This is a genomic window from Bacillus cabrialesii (assembly GCF_004124315.2).
GTDB classification, from domain to species: domain Bacteria; phylum Bacillota; class Bacilli; order Bacillales; family Bacillaceae; genus Bacillus; species Bacillus cabrialesii.
This window is the reverse complement of sequence record NZ_CP096889.1, coordinates 75,740-92,500: the sequence shown is the minus strand read 5'-3', so window position 1 is coordinate 92,500 and position 16,761 is coordinate 75,740. Positions and strand designations below refer to the sequence as shown.

Here is a 16,761-nt window from a genome sequence, read left to right as displayed (position 1 = left end):
GACGACAACCATGCACCACCTGTCACTCTGCCCCCGAAGGGGACGTCCTATCTCTAGGATTGTCAGAGGATGTCAAGACCTGGTAAGGTTCTTCGCGTTGCTTCGAATTAAACCACATGCTCCACCGCTTGTGCGGGCCCCCGTCAATTCCTTTGAGTTTCAGTCTTGCGACCGTACTCCCCAGGCGGAGTGCTTAATGCGTTAGCTGCAGCACTAAGGGGCGGAAACCCCCTAACACTTAGCACTCATCGTTTACGGCGTGGACTACCAGGGTATCTAATCCTGTTCGCTCCCCACGCTTTCGCTCCTCAGCGTCAGTTACAGACCAGAGAGTCGCCTTCGCCACTGGTGTTCCTCCACATCTCTACGCATTTCACCGCTACACGTGGAATTCCACTCTCCTCTTCTGCACTCAAGTTCCCCAGTTTCCAATGACCCTCCCCGGTTGAGCCGGGGGCTTTCACATCAGACTTAAGAAACCGCCTGCGAGCCCTTTACGCCCAATAATTCCGGACAACGCTTGCCACCTACGTATTACCGCGGCTGCTGGCACGTAGTTAGCCGTGGCTTTCTGGTTAGGTACCGTCAAGGTACCGCCCTATTCGAACGGTACTTGTTCTTCCCTAACAACAGAGCTTTACGATCCGAAAACCTTCATCACTCACGCGGCGTTGCTCCGTCAGACTTTCGTCCATTGCGGAAGATTCCCTACTGCTGCCTCCCGTAGGAGTCTGGGCCGTGTCTCAGTCCCAGTGTGGCCGATCACCCTCTCAGGTCGGCTACGCATCGTTGCCTTGGTGAGCCGTTACCTCACCAACTAGCTAATGCGCCGCGGGTCCATCTGTAAGTGGTAGCCGAAGCCACCTTTTATATTTGAACCATGCGGTTCAAATAAGCATCCGGTATTAGCCCCGGTTTCCCGGAGTTATCCCAGTCTTACAGGCAGGTTACCCACGTGTTACTCACCCGTCCGCCGCTAACATCAGGGAGCAAGCTCCCATCTGTCCGCTCGACTTGCATGTATTAGGCACGCCGCCAGCGTTCGTCCTGAGCCAGGATCAAACTCTCCGATAAAGTAGTTTGACTGACTACGCACATCGCTGTGCGATTTTATAAAAATGAATTAACAGGTACGTTTTGTCTTGTTTAGTTTTCAAAGATCATTTTGTTTGTCGACTTCGTTTAAGCGACTTTATTATTATAACTCGCTGACTCAGTGAAGTCAATAACTTTTTTGAATTTCTTTTTTTCGTTATCGCCTTGTTTAGCGGCAACGAATAATAATATACCACCTTGTAAATAATAGTGCAATAGTTTTTTGAAGAAATACTTAGGAATTTAAAAAGAGCGGCATCCCTCATAGTGAAAGGATGCCGCTCTTTTTATTAGCGTTGTCTCATTTGCGGGAATAATAGTACGTCGCGAATAGAAGGAGCATTTGTCAGCAGCATAACCAGACGGTCAATACCGATGCCTAAACCTCCTGTTGGCGGCATACCGTATTCCAGAGCTTCAACGAAGTCTTCATCCATTAGATGAGCTTCATCATTACCCGCTTCACGCTCTTTTAATTGATCTTCAAAGCGTTCTCTTTGATCAATAGGGTCATTCAGTTCTGTAAACGCGTTTGCATGTTCACGGCCAACGATAAACAGTTCAAAACGGTCTGTAAAACGCGGATCCTCAGGGTTTTTCTTAGCTAGAGGAGAAATTTCTACAGGATGTCCGTAAATAAACGTTGGCTGAATAAGCGTTTCTTCAATTTTTTGTTCGAAGAATTCGTTGATGATATGACCTACTGTCATAGAATCTTTAATTTCTACGCCGTGTTCTTTTGCATACTCACGAGCTTGCTCAACCGTAACCTCTTCCCAGAAATTAACGCCAGTCGCTTCTTTAACTGCGTCAACCATATGGATTCTTTTCCACTCCGGTTTTAGGTCGATTTGTTCTTCACCATATTGAATTGTAGTTGATCCAAGCACTTCTTGGGCGATATGAGCAACAAGGTTTTCAGTTAAGCTCATGATATCTTTATAGTCCGCATATGCCTCATATAACTCAATCATCGTGAATTCAGGGTTATGGCGTGTAGAGACACCCTCATTACGGAAAACACGGCCGATTTCATAAACTTTTTCTAAACCGCCGACGATTAGGCGCTTTAGGTGCAATTCGATTGCAATACGCATATAAAGCGGAATATCTAACGCATTATGATGAGTGATAAATGGGCGCGCAGAAGCTCCCCCTGGAATGCTGTGCATTGTTGGTGTTTCTACTTCTAAGTATCCATGATCATCAAGATATCTTCTCATCGCTTGAATGATCTTGCTTCGTGTGATGAACGTATGTTTGCTGTCTGGATTTACGATAAGATCCAGATATCGCTGACGGTAGCGCTGCTCAACGTCTTTTAGACCATGGTATTTGTCAGGAAGCGGGCGAAGTGCTTTTGTCAGCAATTCAAATGAAGTTGCTTTAACAGACAATTCGCCTACATTTGTTTTGAAGACTTTTCCGGTTACGCCGATCAGGTCACCGAGGTCAGAAGACTTAAAGATTTCGTATTGGTCGTCGCCGACACTGTCTTTTCTTACGTAGATTTGAATTTGGCCTTCTAAGTCCTGAAGATGCGCAAAGCCGGCTTTTCCTTTGCCGCGTTTTGTCATCATGCGGCCTGCGATTGTAACTTCGATCGCTTTTTCTTCTAACTCTTCTTTGGTTAGATCTTGATATGCCGAAATAACTTCCTGAGACTGGTGAGTTCTTTCAAAACGAGCGCCGAACGGATCAATGCCGTTATCTCTCAGTTGATTCATTTTATCGCGTCTGACTTGCAGCTGGTCGTTCAATTCTTCATGGTTATGCTCTTCTTGACTCATTGTTATCACTCCATTACAGATATTGTTTCATGAATAAAGCAGAAAAACTGCCAGCACAAAACTGGCAGTGAGCAGCAAATAGAGGTGAGTATTATCCTACTTTTGCGTCTTGAAGCTCTTTTGCCTCAACTTCAACAGTAAATGCATCTAAAAGCTGTACAAACTCTTCTCTTGTCTCGCAATGGTTGATTTCATTACGAACCTTTGCATTGCCCTTTACGCCTTTCAGATACCAAGCAGCGTGCTTTCTCATTTCTCTTACCGCTACGTTTTCACCTTTTAGGTTAATTAGGCGGTCAAGATGCAGTTTGCATACCGCCATTTTTTCGCGTACTTGCGGCTCTTCTTTTAATTCGCCTGTTTCAAGGTATTGAACAGTACGGTAAATCATCCACGGATTGCCCAGTGCGGCACGTCCGATCATGACACCGTCTACCCCAGTTTCCTCAAGCATACGTTTAGCATCCTGCGGCGTCTTTACATCGCCGTTTCCGATAACCGGAATCGATACTGATTGTTTTACTTCTTTGATGATATCCCAGTTTGCCGTTCCTTCGTACATCTGCACTCTTGTACGGCCGTGAAGCGCAACTGCTTTTCCGCCCGCACGTTCTACAGCCTGTGCGTTTCTCACTGCGAAAATGTGGTCTTCGTCCCAGCCCATTCTCATTTTCACTGTAACTGGTTTATCAACGGCCTCCACTACTGCAGAAACCATTTCATAAATCTTATCAGGATCAAGAAGCCATTTGGCGCCCGCATCACATTTTGTAATCTTTGGTACAGGACATCCCATGTTAATATCAATAATGTCAGCAGTTGTGTTTTGGTCTACAAACTTCGCCGCTTCCACAAGGGTTTCCTTTTTCCCTCCGAAAATCTGAAGGCTGAGCGGTTTTTCACGTTCATCAATGTAAAGCATCCCCATTGTTTTTGCATTGTTGTAAAGGATCGCTTTGTCACTGACCATTTCGGCGCATACCAATCCAGCTCCGAATTCCTTTACAGTCAATCTGAACGCTGAGTTGCAGACACCAGCCATAGGGGCAAGCACAACCCGGTTTTTCAATTGAATATCACCGATTTTAAACATTCTTCCCCTCCTTTCATTGTTTATTTTTCTGGCGGGGCCAATTCGTCCGCACTTATATTTAAAACATCTGCTGCATTTTGAATGATGGCAGCTGACGGCAATCGGTTTCCGCGTTCAATTTCGCCGAGAATAGAAACTGATATACCTAATGCTTTTGCAAATCCTTCTTGAGTATAACCTTTCAGCTTTCTGAATGCACGAATTCGTCTACCCCAGATTTCTGCTTCCATACTCTTACACCTTCTTGGTCTGTTTCCGCGTTTTTCGCCTCTTTTTCAACCTGCGGGCAAATCTCCGCAAGCGGTACAAGGACAAACAAACGCTCATACATTCTCGGATGCGGAACAATTAGTTGCTCTGTTTCAATATTTTCACGATTAAACAGCAAAATGTCAAGGTCTGCCGTCCGCGGTCCCCATCTTACTTCCCTTGTTCTGCCTAGTTCATTTTCTATATGCTGCGTCAGTTCAAGGAGTTCAAAAGGGTTCAGCGATGTCTTGATTTCAACAGCCATATTTAAGAATTCATCTTGGTCTTCGTATCCGACCGGGTCAGTTTCGTAAATAGACGACACTTTAGTGACTGTCACAGCATCATGCTGGTGCAGCAAGGCCACCGCTTGTCTTAAATACGCTTCTTTATCTCCAATGTTAGATCCTAGTGCAATATAAGCTATGTTGTTCATGATTTTTTTCTCGTGATTTCAATTGCTACTGATTTATAGTGTCCGGGAATTGGCGGGTCTGGTTTAATCACTTTCACAGTACATTGCTGTACCGGTTGAAATTTCTTGAGCACCGTGTCAGCAATGCGTTCCGCCAGCGTTTCCACCAATTTCACAGGCTCCCCTTCCACGATATCTTTACATACGTGATAGAGCTCTGCATAGTTAATCGTCTGTTCAAGGTCGTCTGTTTGTCCGGCTTTGCTTAAATCCAGCTCAGCGGTTAAATCAACTTTAAACCGCTGTCCGAGCTTGTTTTCTTCTTTGAACACACCGTGATATCCGTAAAACTCCATGCCTTCTACATAGACTTTATCCATGGTGCACCCCTCCTTTGTTCAGCATAGCATCCATCATTTTCGCCATTCTGGCAATTTGTTTCACGTCATGGACCCTGACAATGTCACAGCCTTTCTGAATGCCGAGACACACGGTCGCACCTGTTCCCTCAGCCCGCTCCTCAGGCGGAAGATCCAGAACACGTCCGATGAATCTTTTTCGGGAGGTTGCCAGAAGAACCGGATACCCCAGTCCGCTCAAAATCTCGAGTTTGTTCATCACTGCCAGATTGTCGTGATAGGTTTTCGCGAAGCCGATACCTGGATCAAGGATAATGTTCCTCTCCTCTACTCCGGCTTCAACAGCGATTTTTACACTCTCCATTAAGTCCGACAGCATGTCCGGCAATAGGTCATTGTAATTTCTCTCTGGGCGATTATGCATGAGAACAATGGGAACATTGTGTTCGGCTGCAACGGAAGCCATCTTCGGGTCATGTTTCGCTCCCCAAATATCATTGATGATGGATGCACCGGCTTTCACAGCTTCATCAGCGACAGAAGCCTTGTACGTATCTACAGAAATCGGCACGCCCAGTTCTTTTGTGATCCGCTCAATCACCGGAATTACTCTGGACATCTCCTCATCCTCTGACACATACTCGGCGCCGGGCCTTGTCGATTCTCCTCCGATATCAATGATATGGGCACCGTCATCGATCATCTCTTTCGCGTGCAGCAGCGCCTTGTCCAAGCTGTCATATTTTCCGCCGTCCGAGAAAGAGTCAGGCGTTACGTTTAAAATCCCCATCACCAGTGTCTTCTCTTTATATGATAAAGCGCTGGGCTTGGTATGGATTACTTGTGTTTGGTCTATCGTTTGCTGCGCCATTCTCTTCCTCCCTTTTCATGAATCATCTTCTTTATTTCTTTTTTGTATAGCGTTTGAAGAGCAGAGGCTGCTTCTCCTCTTCGTCCCGCATAGTTTACTTCTTCTATTTTAGTAAACGGGATGATCTCAAGAACCGAGTTTGTCATCCACGCTTCGTCAGCTGCCAAAAGAGCCTCCTGCCCAAATCGGCCAGTTTTGAGTTCCAGTCCTATATTCTTTGCATTTTCCAAGACAAAACGCCTCGTGACACCGTCAAGAATACCGGTATCAAGGGATGGCGTATAGACACAGCTGCCTTTTCTCCAGAAAACATTCGATACGATGCCTTCTGCAACAGCTCCATCTTCTGTCAAGAAAATCCCTTCGACACGCGGATCATTTCCGATTTCCCGCTTTGCATACATATTATTTAAATAATGATGAGATTTTAACCGGAACGGCCCCTCTGGCGTGTTTCTCCGTAACGATAAAACCTTTCCTTCTTTTTGCGAAGGAAGGCTTTCTGATTTCAGGTGGTTCACAAAGCATAAAACGGTGGGCTTATCATATGTCTGGGCGACAAAGCCTTTGTCGCTGATTCCTGCTGATATGTCCAGCCTGACGCGGGCATTGCCGTCCTTGATATCATTCAGCCAAAGCAGCTTGTCCAGCATCTCAAGGATCTCAAGCTTTGAAACAGTATACTCAATTTGGAGATCCTCAAGCGCTCGTTTAAGCCTTTCTATATGCCAATCAAGTAAAAATGGGCAGCCTTCGTAGAGCCTGAAGGTTTCAAAAACACCGATTCCATATAAAAATCCATGGTCAAAAGGAGAAAGAACTGCATCTTTCTCCTCTATATACCGGCCGTTAACATATATCATTACGCAATAACTTCCTTGCGGTATGTCTCAATGAAATTTCTGAGCATTTCTTTCCCAAAGGAGGTCATAATAGACTCTGGGTGAAATTGTACACCCTCAATCGGGAGGTCATTGTGGCGAATGGCCATGATTTCTCCTTCTTTCGTTTGGGCTGTTACTGTAAAACAACTTGGCAGCGTCTCAGGCTTGACGATCAGCGAATGGTAACGAGTCGCAACAAGAGGTTTTTTCAAACCTTCGAAGATTGTCTTGCCGTCATGCTCTATCTCCGAGGTTTTCCCGTGCATAAGCCGCTCTGCCCTAACCACGTCTCCGCCAAACACTTGTGCGATGGACTGATGTCCGAGGCATACTCCAAAAATGGGGATTTTGCCTGCGAAATGCTTAATTGCTTCAAGGCTGATTCCCGCCTCATCAGGACTGCACGGTCCAGGTGAAATCATCAGAAAATCCGGAGACAGTTCTTCAATTTCTTCGATCGTAATGTCATCATTGCGTTTCACAATCAGCTTCTCCCCAAGCTCGCCCAAATACTGCACCAAGTTGTACGTGAATGAATCGTAGTTATCAATCATTAAAATCATTTCTCCGCTCACCTCATCTAATTTTTGTCTCTTCTTTGCTCAGCTCTAACGCCTTTTGCATTGCAAAAGCTTTTTTGAATGATTCCCTGTATTCGTGCTTTGGAACGGAATCAATCACAACTCCTGCGCCGGACTGCATAAATGCCTGCCCTCCGGTTGCATAAATGGTTCGAATGACGATATTAAACTGCAGATCGTGATTATATCCAAACCATCCTATAGATCCAGTATAAAGCCCGCGGCGTGTCGGCTCAAGTTCTTCTATAATTTCCATCGTTCTTACTTTCGGAGCACCTGTAATGGTTCCTCCGGGAAATACAGCATGAATAATATCTACAGCATCATACCCATCCTGCAGTTCACCTTGGACGTTGGACACAATATGCATCACATGCGAGTATTTTTCAATTGCCATGAATTCGTTCACGCTCACTGATCCGTAACGTGATACTCGTCCAAGATCATTTCGCTCAAGGTCAACCAGCATGACATGTTCAGCGCGTTCTTTTTCATTATGGATCAATTCGTTTGCCAGCGCCTCGTCTTCTTCATCGGTTTTCCCTCTGGAGCGGGTGCCTGCAATCGGTCTCGTCTCTAATAGTTTGCCCTTTTTGCTGACAAGCAGTTCAGGCGATCCGCAAATAATTTGGAAATCAGGTGTTTCTAAATAGGCCATATAAGGAGAAGGATTTACATCTCTCAAAATCTTGTAAATCTGATATGGGTGGGCAGACAGTGCCTGCGACTGCCTTATTGACAAATTGACTTGAAACACATCTCCGCTGGCAATGTATTGTTTGATTTTCTCTACAGCTTGCGAGAACCCGTCCTCGGTAAATGGCGCCGCGAAGGAACGATCTGTTTCATGCTTCATCTCTCGCGAAGAGACAGCAGGAAGCTCAGTCAGCCACATGCGCTCCAGCTCAGATAGCTTCACGTCCGCAGTTTCGTGATCAGAACCATTAACATGAGTAATCAGCCATAGAGATTCTTCATGGTGGTCATAAACAGCTATATCATCAAAGACAAGAAAATAAATATCCGGTGTTTCCAAATCATCCAGTGAGAGCATTTTAAAGTTTTCAATGTAACGCGCGTAATCATAGCTGAGAAATCCGATTGCCCCGCCTTGAAAATCCGGAAGCTCATGGTCTGTTTCTGTTTCCAGTGTTTTAAACCAGCTGTGGAAGGCACGCAATGGATCACCTTCTTTAAACAGCAGCTCATCCCCATGCTTAATCGTGGTAATTCCGTCTTTTCCTTTTACAGTCGCAATTGGATCAAGACCGGCTATACTATATCTGCCGCCTCTTGCACTTTCAAGAAGCACATGCTGTTTTCTGGATTGCGCAAGTTTCTCAAATTGTTGTAAGAATGAGTCTTTTTGAAAGGGTACCTTTTTGCCTGCCGGTCTGCGTTGTGCCATTTATATCATTCCTCTATTTTCTTTTTTTGCTTGTTTTTTATTGTAAAGCAATCTTGTTAGTGAAAAAAGTGAATTTCTCTTCCAAGAATAACATTCGTCGCAGACATGGCATATTTGATGCACAAATAAAAAAACTCCCGGCGGGCCGGGAGTTTGGCATTTTAATCGAATTGATACAGCGGCGTGCTCAGATAACGTTCGCCGTTACTTGGAATGATGGCCAAAACTTTTTTGCCTTTTCCGAGTTTTTTCGCTACTTGAAGAGCAGCATAAATTGCCGCTCCTGATGAGATGCCTCCGAGAATTCCTTCTTCACGTGCAGCTCTGCGGGCATATTCGAATGCTTCTTCATTCTTCACAGGGAAGATTTCATCGTATACTTCAGTGTTTAAGATGTCCGGCACAAATCCAGCTCCGATTCCCTGAATTTTGTGGGGGCCTGGTTTTCCTCCTGCAAGCACTGGAGAATCTGACGGTTCAACAGCGTAAATTTTGATGGAAGGGTATGCTTCCTTCAGAACTTCGCCCGCTCCCGTAATCGTTCCGCCCGTTCCAATTCCGGCCACAAACGCGTCAAGCTGATCATCACCGAATTGCTCAACAATTTCTTTACCCGTTGTTTGGCGGTGAATTTCTGGGTTAGAAGGGTTGTTAAACTGCTGCGGCACAAAGTATCCGTGCTTCTCAGCAAGCTCTTCAGCTTTCTGAATGGCGCCTTTCATGCCTTCCGCGCCAGGAGTCAGCACAAGCTCAGCACCGTAAGCGCGAAGAAGGTTGCGGCGCTCCATGCTCATAGTATCAGGCATAACCAAAATGGCTTTTAATCCTTTCGCCGCAGCAACCATCGCGAGCCCGATTCCAGTATTTCCGCTTGTCGGTTCAATGATTGTATCACCGGCTTTTAATTTTCCTTCTTTTTCAGCGGCTTCAATCATGGCTAAACCGATACGGTCTTTTACACTGCTTCCAGGGTTCATGTATTCAAGCTTTAGATATACATCCGCACTGTTTTCATCTGCAAGGCGATTTAATTTAACGATTGGCGTATTCCCAATTAATTCAGTAATGGAGTTTGCTACACGTACCATTCTCGACACCTCAATTTCCGACTATTTGTATTGGTATTATGTATATAATCTATCAATTTCAAAATTTTTTGTCAATCACTTAGTACTTTTTTCCCCATAAAACCACGATACATCGGCTTCTTTCCAAAGTGTTTTGACTGTCGCTTTATCGCCTAGCTGATCCATTGCGATTTGGCGCCTGATCTGATCCTTTACTTCATCATATGAGAAGGTCCTTGCCTTTAGTTTTTCTTTCAGCTGAATAACGGCATATCCGTTACTGACCTTTATCGGCTCTTCAGACCATTCATCCTCTTTGAGTGTTTTTGCTTCTTCAATATATGCTGACGGAATGTTGTCTGATGCTTCTGTGACAAAGCCTAAATCTCCGCCGTATGGCGAGGTATACCTGTCTGTAGACCTTTCCGCCGCGACAGCTTCAAAGCTTGATCCGCCTTTCAATTCTTTCAGGACTTCTCTTGCTTCTTCTTCACCTTTCACAACAATGTGCCGAATTCGATACGAATCATCAAACTGATATAGTTCTTTATTTTTATTATAGAATGATTTCAATTCTTTGTTTGAGATATCAATATCCCTTGTTAACAATTCTTCAAGGAGGATATTATAACGAATTTGGTCTTTCCACTCTTTCTCGGTCGTATGTCCGTCTTCGTAAAAGGAATTGTTGACCGCTTTAATCAGCAAAAACTCACGTTCAATTTCGCTTTTAGATACTTTCAGGTTGTTCTTTTTGGCCAGCTGTTCAACGACTCGGACATTGATCATATCTTCAAGCGTTGACTTTCCATATTGATCTTCCATTTCTTTCAGCCATTCTTCTCTTGTCACGCTCTTGTCTCCGATAGTCGCAATTGACTCACCGGACGACGATGCGCCAGCTTGGGATTTAGTCAGCGTATAGGCAACAGAAATGCAACACACCAACAGTGCCCCTAAAATAATGGTCCAGATTGTTCTTGATTTCAAACCTGCTTTCAGCCCCTTTTCTTAAATTAAAAACCCGCTAAAGAGCTTAGCGGGTAGTTTGGTCACGAAGCCCTTCCAGCTCTTCTTTTGTAAATAAGTACTTTTCATTACAAAAATGGCATACTGCTTCGGCTTGTCCATCTTCTTCTATCATATCTTGAATTTCTTTTTTGCCTAGTCCTAAAATGGCTGTTTCGAAACGTTCTTTTGAACAAGGACAATGGAATCTAACAGGCATCGTCTCCAAAATCTCAGGCTTCTCGCCTAGGACTTCTTCTAAAATTCCTTCTGGTGTCAGCCCTTTTTGGATGAGCTTAGAAATCGGCTCAACTTGAGATAAACGCTGTTCAATTTTTGTGATCGTTTCATCATCTGTTCCCGGCATAAGCTGAATGATAAAGCCCCCTGCCGCAAGAATGGTGTTGTCAGGGTTTACGAGCACACCCACGCCCACAGATGAAGGAACCTGCTCAGATGACACAAGATAGTAAGTGAAATCATCGCCCAATTCTCCTGAAACGATTTCTACTTGTCCTGTAAAGAACTCGCGCAAACCTAAATCTTTTACGACACTTAACGTTCCGTTTGTTCCAACCGCGCGTCTGACATCAAGCTTGCCTTGTTCATTTAAATCAAAATGAACTTGCGGGTTAGAGACGTATGCTCTGACTTCCCCTTTTGCATTGGCATCAGCTACAATAGCTCCGATTGGGCCTCCGCCCTCGACTTTCACGGTCAGCTTATCATCGCCCTTCAGCATAGCGCCTAGCATAAGCGAAGCTGTCATTGTACGTCCCAGTGCAGCGGATGCTGTCGGCCACGTACCATGGCGTCTTTGTCCCTCATCTACCATATCAGTTGTTCTCGCTGCATAAGCGCGAACTTTTCCATCATACGCAAGTGCTTTTACTAAATAATCCATTACTAAACCTCCTATACACTTCCTACGCGGTTTCGTTCATAAATCAATTCCAGCCCTTTTAGGGTTAAGAATGGATCTACGATATCTATACAATCTGATTCGTTTGCAATGAGCGGCGCAAGGCCTCCTGTCGCAATGACCTTTGGTTCCTGTTTTGCCTGCCATTTCATTCGCTTGACGATGCCCTCTACTTGACCGACATAGCCAAATAAAATTCCAGATTGCATCGCGCTTACAGTGTTCTTTCCGATAATATTGTCAGGACGGGTGATTTCGATGCGCGGAAGCTTTGCCGCACGCGAGTAAAGCGCCTCTGTCGAAATCGTAATCCCAGGAGCAATCGCCCCGCCCATGTATTGTTTGTTTTCATCAATATAGCAGTACGTTGTGGCAGTCCCGAAATCGACAACAATTAACGGATTGCCGTATAAGTGTATCGCAGCGACAGCATTTACGATTCTGTCTGCCCCCACTTCTTTCGGATTGTCATATTTTATATTTAAACCTGTTTTCATACCCGGACCGACAATTTGCGGTTCGATATGAAAGTATTTTGTGCACATTCTTTCTAAAGCAAACATGATTGGCGGCACTACTGATGAAATAATAATGCCATCTATCTGTTCAAACATGAGCCCGGAGTGCTCGAATAAAGAGCGCAAAATCATTCCAAACTCATCTTCTGTTTTATGCCTGCTTGTTTCTATCCGCCAGTGATATTCTAATTTTCCATCATGATATACACCAAGTACAGTATTGGTGTTCCCGACATCGATAACCAGTAACAACCTCTATCACCACTTTAAAATAGTTTCTCTACTTTACTTTTTACAAACATTCTACAATACCATACACGATCAGCGGCTTATTTGTAAACAAATCGATACCAGAATTGGATGATTGTAAACACAGCTGCCGGAGCGTGATTGACAAAAAAAAACTGCCAGCATCAGCCGGCAGTTTTTAGAGAGAAAGCGAATTACTCTTTTGTATCGTCTTTCTTTTCTTCTGTTTTTGTCAGAATGTTTACTTTCACATCGTCGTTCTTCTCATCATCAGAGAAATTGCGCTCAGGCAATGTCCCATGATCGACAAGGTGTTTGATTTGTTCAGCGTCAAGCGTTTCAACTTTCAGAAGCGTTTGAGCAATCAATTCAAGCTTGTCACGATTTTCAGTCAGGATTTGTTTCGCGCGCTCATAACATTCTTTGATGATGCGCTGAATTTCCTGATCAATTTCATAAGCGATTTGATCACTGTAGTTCTGTTCATTGTTGAAGTCACGGCCTAAGAATACCTGACCGCCCTGAGACTGTCCAAATTGCAACGGTCCCAGTTTTTCTGACATACCGAATTCTGTAACCATTCGTCTTGCAATATTCGTCGCACGCTGGAAGTCATTGTGCGCTCCTGTGCTGACTTCACCGAAGATAATTTCTTCAGCGACACGTCCGCCCAAGAGGCCGACAATTTTATCAAGCAGCTCCGGCTTTGTCTGGAAGTAACGGTCTTCTCTTGGCAGCATAACTGCATATCCGCCAGCCTGGCCGCGAGGAACAATCGTTACTTTATGCACCATATCAGCCTCATCTAAAACGAGTCCGATCACGGTGTGTCCGCCTTCGTGATAAGCCACGATATTGCGTTCTTTCTTGGAGATGACGCGGCTCTTCTTAGCAGGTCCGGCAATGACGCGGTCCGTCGCTTCGTCAATATCACGCGCATCGATTTTTTTCTTGTTTTGACGAGCAGCCACAAGAGCAGCTTCGTTCAATAGATTTTCTAAGTCCGCGCCTGAGAAGCCTGGTGTTCTCATGGCAATCGATTTCAGGTTAACCGTTTCATCCAGCGGTTTGTTTCTCGCATGGACTTTCAATACAGCTTCACGGCCAATGACATCTGGGCGGTCAACTGTGATTTGACGGTCAAAACGTCCCGGACGAAGTAAGGCAGGGTCCAAGATGTCCGCACGGTTCGTCGCAGCAATGATGATAATTCCTTCATTGGCGCTGAATCCGTCCATTTCAACAAGCAATTGGTTAAGCGTCTGTTCACGTTCATCGTGTCCGCCGCCGAGACCTGCTCCACGCTGGCGTCCGACTGCGTCAATTTCATCGATGAAGATCAAACAAGGCGCATTCTTTTTCGCATTTTCAAACAAGTCACGCACACGGGAAGCACCGACACCTACAAACATTTCAACGAAATCAGATCCGCTGATGCTGAAGAAAGGTACGCCAGCTTCACCTGCACAAGCTTTTGCCAGCAATGTTTTACCGGTACCCGGAGGTCCGACTAAAAGCACGCCTTTAGGGATTCTTGCGCCGAGTTCGGCAAACTTGCGGGGATCTTTCAGAAACTCAACAACTTCAACAAGTTCTTGTTTTTCTTCGTCTGCCCCTGCAACGTCTTTAAATTTGACGCGTTTCTTTTCCTCTGTATAAAGCTTCGCCTTGCTTTTACCAAAGTTCATGACACGGCTGCCGCCGCCTTGAGCCTGATTGAGCAGGAAGAAAAACAGAATAAAGATAATGACAAACGGGATGATGGTCGTCAGGAACGTCACCCATCCGCTTGTTTCTTGAGCGGGATCAACCTTTACGTCTGTCTTTTTCAAAGCATTAAATATCTGGTCTGCTCCCTTTCCTTCAGGAACATGAGTCAAAAAGTATTGATCTTTGTCGTAGTTTTTCAGCTGTCCTTTTACCTCATAAACACCTCTGACAGGCTGAACCGATACGCTATCAACTTTCCCGTCATCCAGGTTTTTGATAAACGTACTGTACGACATATTTTCTGTTTTCGGATTTGAGGTCTGGAAGTAGCTCACAACCCCGATTACTACTAATAAAATAAGTAAATAAAAAATGGTATTACGGAAGACCCGATTCATTCCTTACCTCCTCCCACAGTAAGCACAACTATGTTCAATAGTACCATAGAAAATCATTCCAATACAAACAATAACCATCTCGGAAGCAGGCTGCCGATCAGCTTTCATAAACTGCCGGTTTTAACACTCCGATATAAGGCAGATTGCGATAGCGCTCAGCATAATCAAGTCCGTAACCCACTACAAACGCGTCAGGAACTTCAAAACCTACAAAGTCTGCTTTGATGTCCGCTTTTCTTCCGCTCGGTTTATCCAAAAGGGTAACAATCTTAATTGATTTTGCTTTGCGGTATCGGAAGAGCTCTACTAGATAACTTAAGGTTAACCCACTGTCGATGATATCTTCAATAATTAAGATGTCCCGGCCCTCTACAGATGTATCCAAATCTTTGATGATTTTTACTTCTCCAGATGAAACCGTAGAATTTCCGTAGCTTGATACATCCATGAAATCCATTTCCAAATATGTATCAATATGCTTGATAAGATCCGCCATAAAAGGAAGCGCTCCTTTTAATACACCGATTGCCAACGGAAATGTATCTTGATACTCGCTCGTTAATTCTGCGCCTAACTCTTTTACTTTCTTTTGTATCTCTTCCTCTGAGATCAGTACTTTCTCGATATCATGTTTCATCATGATTTTGCTTGCCCCCTACACTTTTCATGCTGTCTATATTGTAATACAATGCGGTCGCTGTTTGGAATCACAAGATCTTCAAAAATTGATTTTTTCAAGCCCGGTATCCAGATAATTTCACCGCTTGCATCCGTCACAATCGGCCAGTTGTCTCTTTCTCGGAGAGGCAATTTCTTATCAATAAATATATCCTTTACCTTTTTCGAGCCGTTCATCCCTTTTAGTTTGATCCGGTCTCCAGCTTTTCTCGTCCGGATCGTTAAGGGAAATCGCACTTTTTTTCCACTTGTAATAAAAACAGCATTCCCATGTTCTTCAGGCGAATCCGCATAATGCTTTGCCTCTATCAGAAATCCATTCGGGAGCACTGCCGTTTCATCAGCAGCTCCGCTTATTTGGTATTCAAAGGGAACATTTCTGCACTGCAATTGTTCAAATGTAAACAAACATGTCTGATATGATTTGACCACCTTCAGCCCTTTCGGAAAGTCCAATACTCCTGAAGGACCGCCCTTTTCCGCCCAATCAAGAAACTGCTGAATATGATGAGCTGAAAAGGATGATGGAACGTTTTCATAAAGATAGTTTAATATTAGTTGAACTCCTCTTCTTTGTAAAGGCATCGGGAGGGCAAGCAATAGAGAGGTATTGATTTCAACTGATGTATTAGACTGGCTTGTGATTACTTTATTCATTTCATCTTTCGTTAATGACCGTAAGAATTGCTCATCTTCCGTCAGTGCCTCACTTACTTTCTGAAACCTTTTGTGCACATCCGGCGACTCCTGTTTTAAAAACGGGAGCACTGTTTTTCTGAATCTGTTTCTTGTGTAGTCGTCTTTGGCGTTGCTCTCATCCGTCCGGTAGCTCAAGCCGTTTTCACGGCAATAATGAAGGATCTCTTCCTTTGTAATGGTTAAGAACGGCCTCATGATCAGCCCCGTTCCAAAAGGTCTGACCGGCTGCATTCCCGCAAGTCCCGCTCCAAGCGTGCCCTTAGCCAGTCTCATAAGCATCGTTTCAACCTGGTCATCACCATGATGTGCAAGTGCCAGATAGTCGGCTTGATGCTTCAACATGACTTCCTCAAAAAACTGATAGCGGCAATCACGTGCTGCTGCCTGCTTATTGAGGCCTTTATCTTGAGCATATGCGGTTACATTGATTTGAGCCGTTTCGCATGCGAGCTGTTCAGCCTTACAATAAGCTTGGACAAAACGCATATCCTCCTCGGATTCCGCGCCTCTGAACCGATGGTCAACGTGAGCCGCAATAATATTCGCTGAACGGCCGCATAATGTATGCAGTGAGTGAAGAAGAGCCATTGAGTCCGGACCGCCGGAAACGCCTACAATAATTGTCGCCCCTTTTAACGCAAGATTGTGTTTGTTTAAAAAATCTTCGACACTTTTCACAATGTCCTCCTCACAATGAGCAGGTTTTTTAAAGATATTCATATCCTATCACTTTCAATCCTTCCAAGCAAAGATGAAGCATAGGCATT

The 16,761-nt window shown here is 44.5% G+C and carries 16 protein-coding genes and 1 rRNA gene (1 of these 17 running past the window's edge); all 17 read right to left on the bottom strand.

Going from position 1 to position 16,761, the window contains the following annotated elements:
* Positions 1 to 1,074: ribosomal RNA gene (locus tag EFK13_RS00490) — 16S ribosomal RNA — on the bottom strand; it reaches 476 nt to the left of the window's first position.
* 311 nt (positions 1,075 to 1,385) lie between these two features.
* Positions 1,386 to 2,885 (bottom strand): lysine--tRNA ligase, encoded by a 1,500-nt coding sequence (lysS, locus tag EFK13_RS00485; RefSeq protein WP_129506946.1) that lies wholly within the window; start codon positions 2,883 to 2,885, stop codon positions 1,386 to 1,388.
* Between the two features lie 91 nt (positions 2,886 to 2,976).
* A complete protein-coding gene (dusB, locus tag EFK13_RS00480; protein WP_129506947.1) occupies positions 2,977 to 3,978 on the bottom strand; it encodes a tRNA dihydrouridine synthase DusB in 1,002 nt (333 codons plus the stop codon).
* 20 nt (positions 3,979 to 3,998) lie between these two features.
* Positions 3,999 to 4,208, bottom strand: coding sequence for a helix-turn-helix domain-containing protein (locus tag EFK13_RS00475; protein ID WP_019257267.1), 210 nt, complete (start codon positions 4,206 to 4,208; stop codon positions 3,999 to 4,001).
* A complete protein-coding gene (gene folK / locus EFK13_RS00470) occupies positions 4,160 to 4,663 on the bottom strand; it encodes a 2-amino-4-hydroxy-6-hydroxymethyldihydropteridine diphosphokinase (protein ID WP_129506948.1) in 504 nt (167 codons plus the stop codon). Before folK ends, EFK13_RS00475 begins: the two co-directional genes overlap by 49 nt.
* Complete coding sequence (folB, locus tag EFK13_RS00465) at positions 4,660 to 5,022, bottom strand: dihydroneopterin aldolase (RefSeq protein WP_003242079.1); 363 nt, start codon at positions 5,020 to 5,022, stop codon at positions 4,660 to 4,662. Before folB ends, folK begins: the two co-directional genes overlap by 4 nt.
* Positions 5,015 to 5,872 carry a dihydropteroate synthase gene (gene folP / locus EFK13_RS00460; RefSeq protein WP_003218403.1) on the bottom strand — a complete coding sequence of 286 codons (858 nt, stop codon included), beginning with the start codon at positions 5,870 to 5,872 and terminating at the stop codon, positions 5,015 to 5,017. The genes folB and folP overlap by 8 nt, the downstream gene beginning before the upstream one ends.
* Entirely contained in the window at positions 5,854 to 6,735 is an 882-nt protein-coding gene (gene pabC, locus EFK13_RS00455; RefSeq protein WP_129506949.1) for an aminodeoxychorismate lyase, read from the bottom strand. Before pabC ends, folP begins: the two co-directional genes overlap by 19 nt.
* The gene (gene pabA / locus EFK13_RS00450; protein WP_129506950.1) at positions 6,735 to 7,319 is read right to left on the bottom strand and encodes an aminodeoxychorismate/anthranilate synthase component II; all 585 of its coding nucleotides are present in this window, start codon (positions 7,317 to 7,319) and stop codon (positions 6,735 to 6,737) included. The genes pabC and pabA overlap by 1 nt, the downstream gene beginning before the upstream one ends.
* A 13-nt stretch (positions 7,320 to 7,332) precedes the next feature.
* Positions 7,333 to 8,745, bottom strand: a complete 1,413-nt coding sequence (locus EFK13_RS00445; RefSeq protein WP_129506951.1) for an anthranilate synthase component I family protein — start codon at positions 8,743 to 8,745, stop codon at positions 7,333 to 7,335.
* A gap of 161 nt (positions 8,746 to 8,906) precedes the next feature.
* Complete coding sequence (gene cysK / locus EFK13_RS00440; RefSeq protein WP_064814067.1) at positions 8,907 to 9,833, bottom strand: cysteine synthase A; 927 nt, start codon at positions 9,831 to 9,833, stop codon at positions 8,907 to 8,909.
* A gap of 75 nt (positions 9,834 to 9,908) precedes the next feature.
* Positions 9,909 to 10,802: a peptidyl-prolyl cis-trans isomerase gene (locus EFK13_RS00435; RefSeq protein ID WP_129506952.1), complete on the bottom strand. Its 894-nt coding sequence runs from the start codon at positions 10,800 to 10,802 to the stop codon at positions 9,909 to 9,911.
* A gap of 46 nt (positions 10,803 to 10,848) precedes the next feature.
* Positions 10,849 to 11,724: a redox-regulated molecular chaperone HslO gene (gene hslO / locus EFK13_RS00430; RefSeq protein WP_129506953.1), complete on the bottom strand. Its 876-nt coding sequence runs from the start codon at positions 11,722 to 11,724 to the stop codon at positions 10,849 to 10,851.
* Between the two features lie 11 nt (positions 11,725 to 11,735).
* Positions 11,736 to 12,512, bottom strand: a complete 777-nt coding sequence (locus EFK13_RS00425) for a type III pantothenate kinase (RefSeq protein WP_003218395.1) — start codon at positions 12,510 to 12,512, stop codon at positions 11,736 to 11,738.
* A gap of 191 nt (positions 12,513 to 12,703) precedes the next feature.
* A complete protein-coding gene (ftsH, locus tag EFK13_RS00420) occupies positions 12,704 to 14,617 on the bottom strand; it encodes an ATP-dependent zinc metalloprotease FtsH (RefSeq protein WP_014662498.1) in 1,914 nt (637 codons plus the stop codon).
* A 97-nt stretch (positions 14,618 to 14,714) separates the two neighbouring features.
* Positions 14,715 to 15,257 (bottom strand): hypoxanthine phosphoribosyltransferase, encoded by a 543-nt coding sequence (hpt, locus tag EFK13_RS00415; protein WP_003226700.1) that lies wholly within the window; start codon positions 15,255 to 15,257, stop codon positions 14,715 to 14,717.
* A complete protein-coding gene (gene tilS / locus EFK13_RS00410) occupies positions 15,254 to 16,672 on the bottom strand; it encodes a tRNA lysidine(34) synthetase TilS (protein ID WP_129506954.1) in 1,419 nt (472 codons plus the stop codon). The genes hpt and tilS overlap by 4 nt, the downstream gene beginning before the upstream one ends.
* Between the last annotated feature and the right edge of the window lie 89 nt (positions 16,673 to 16,761).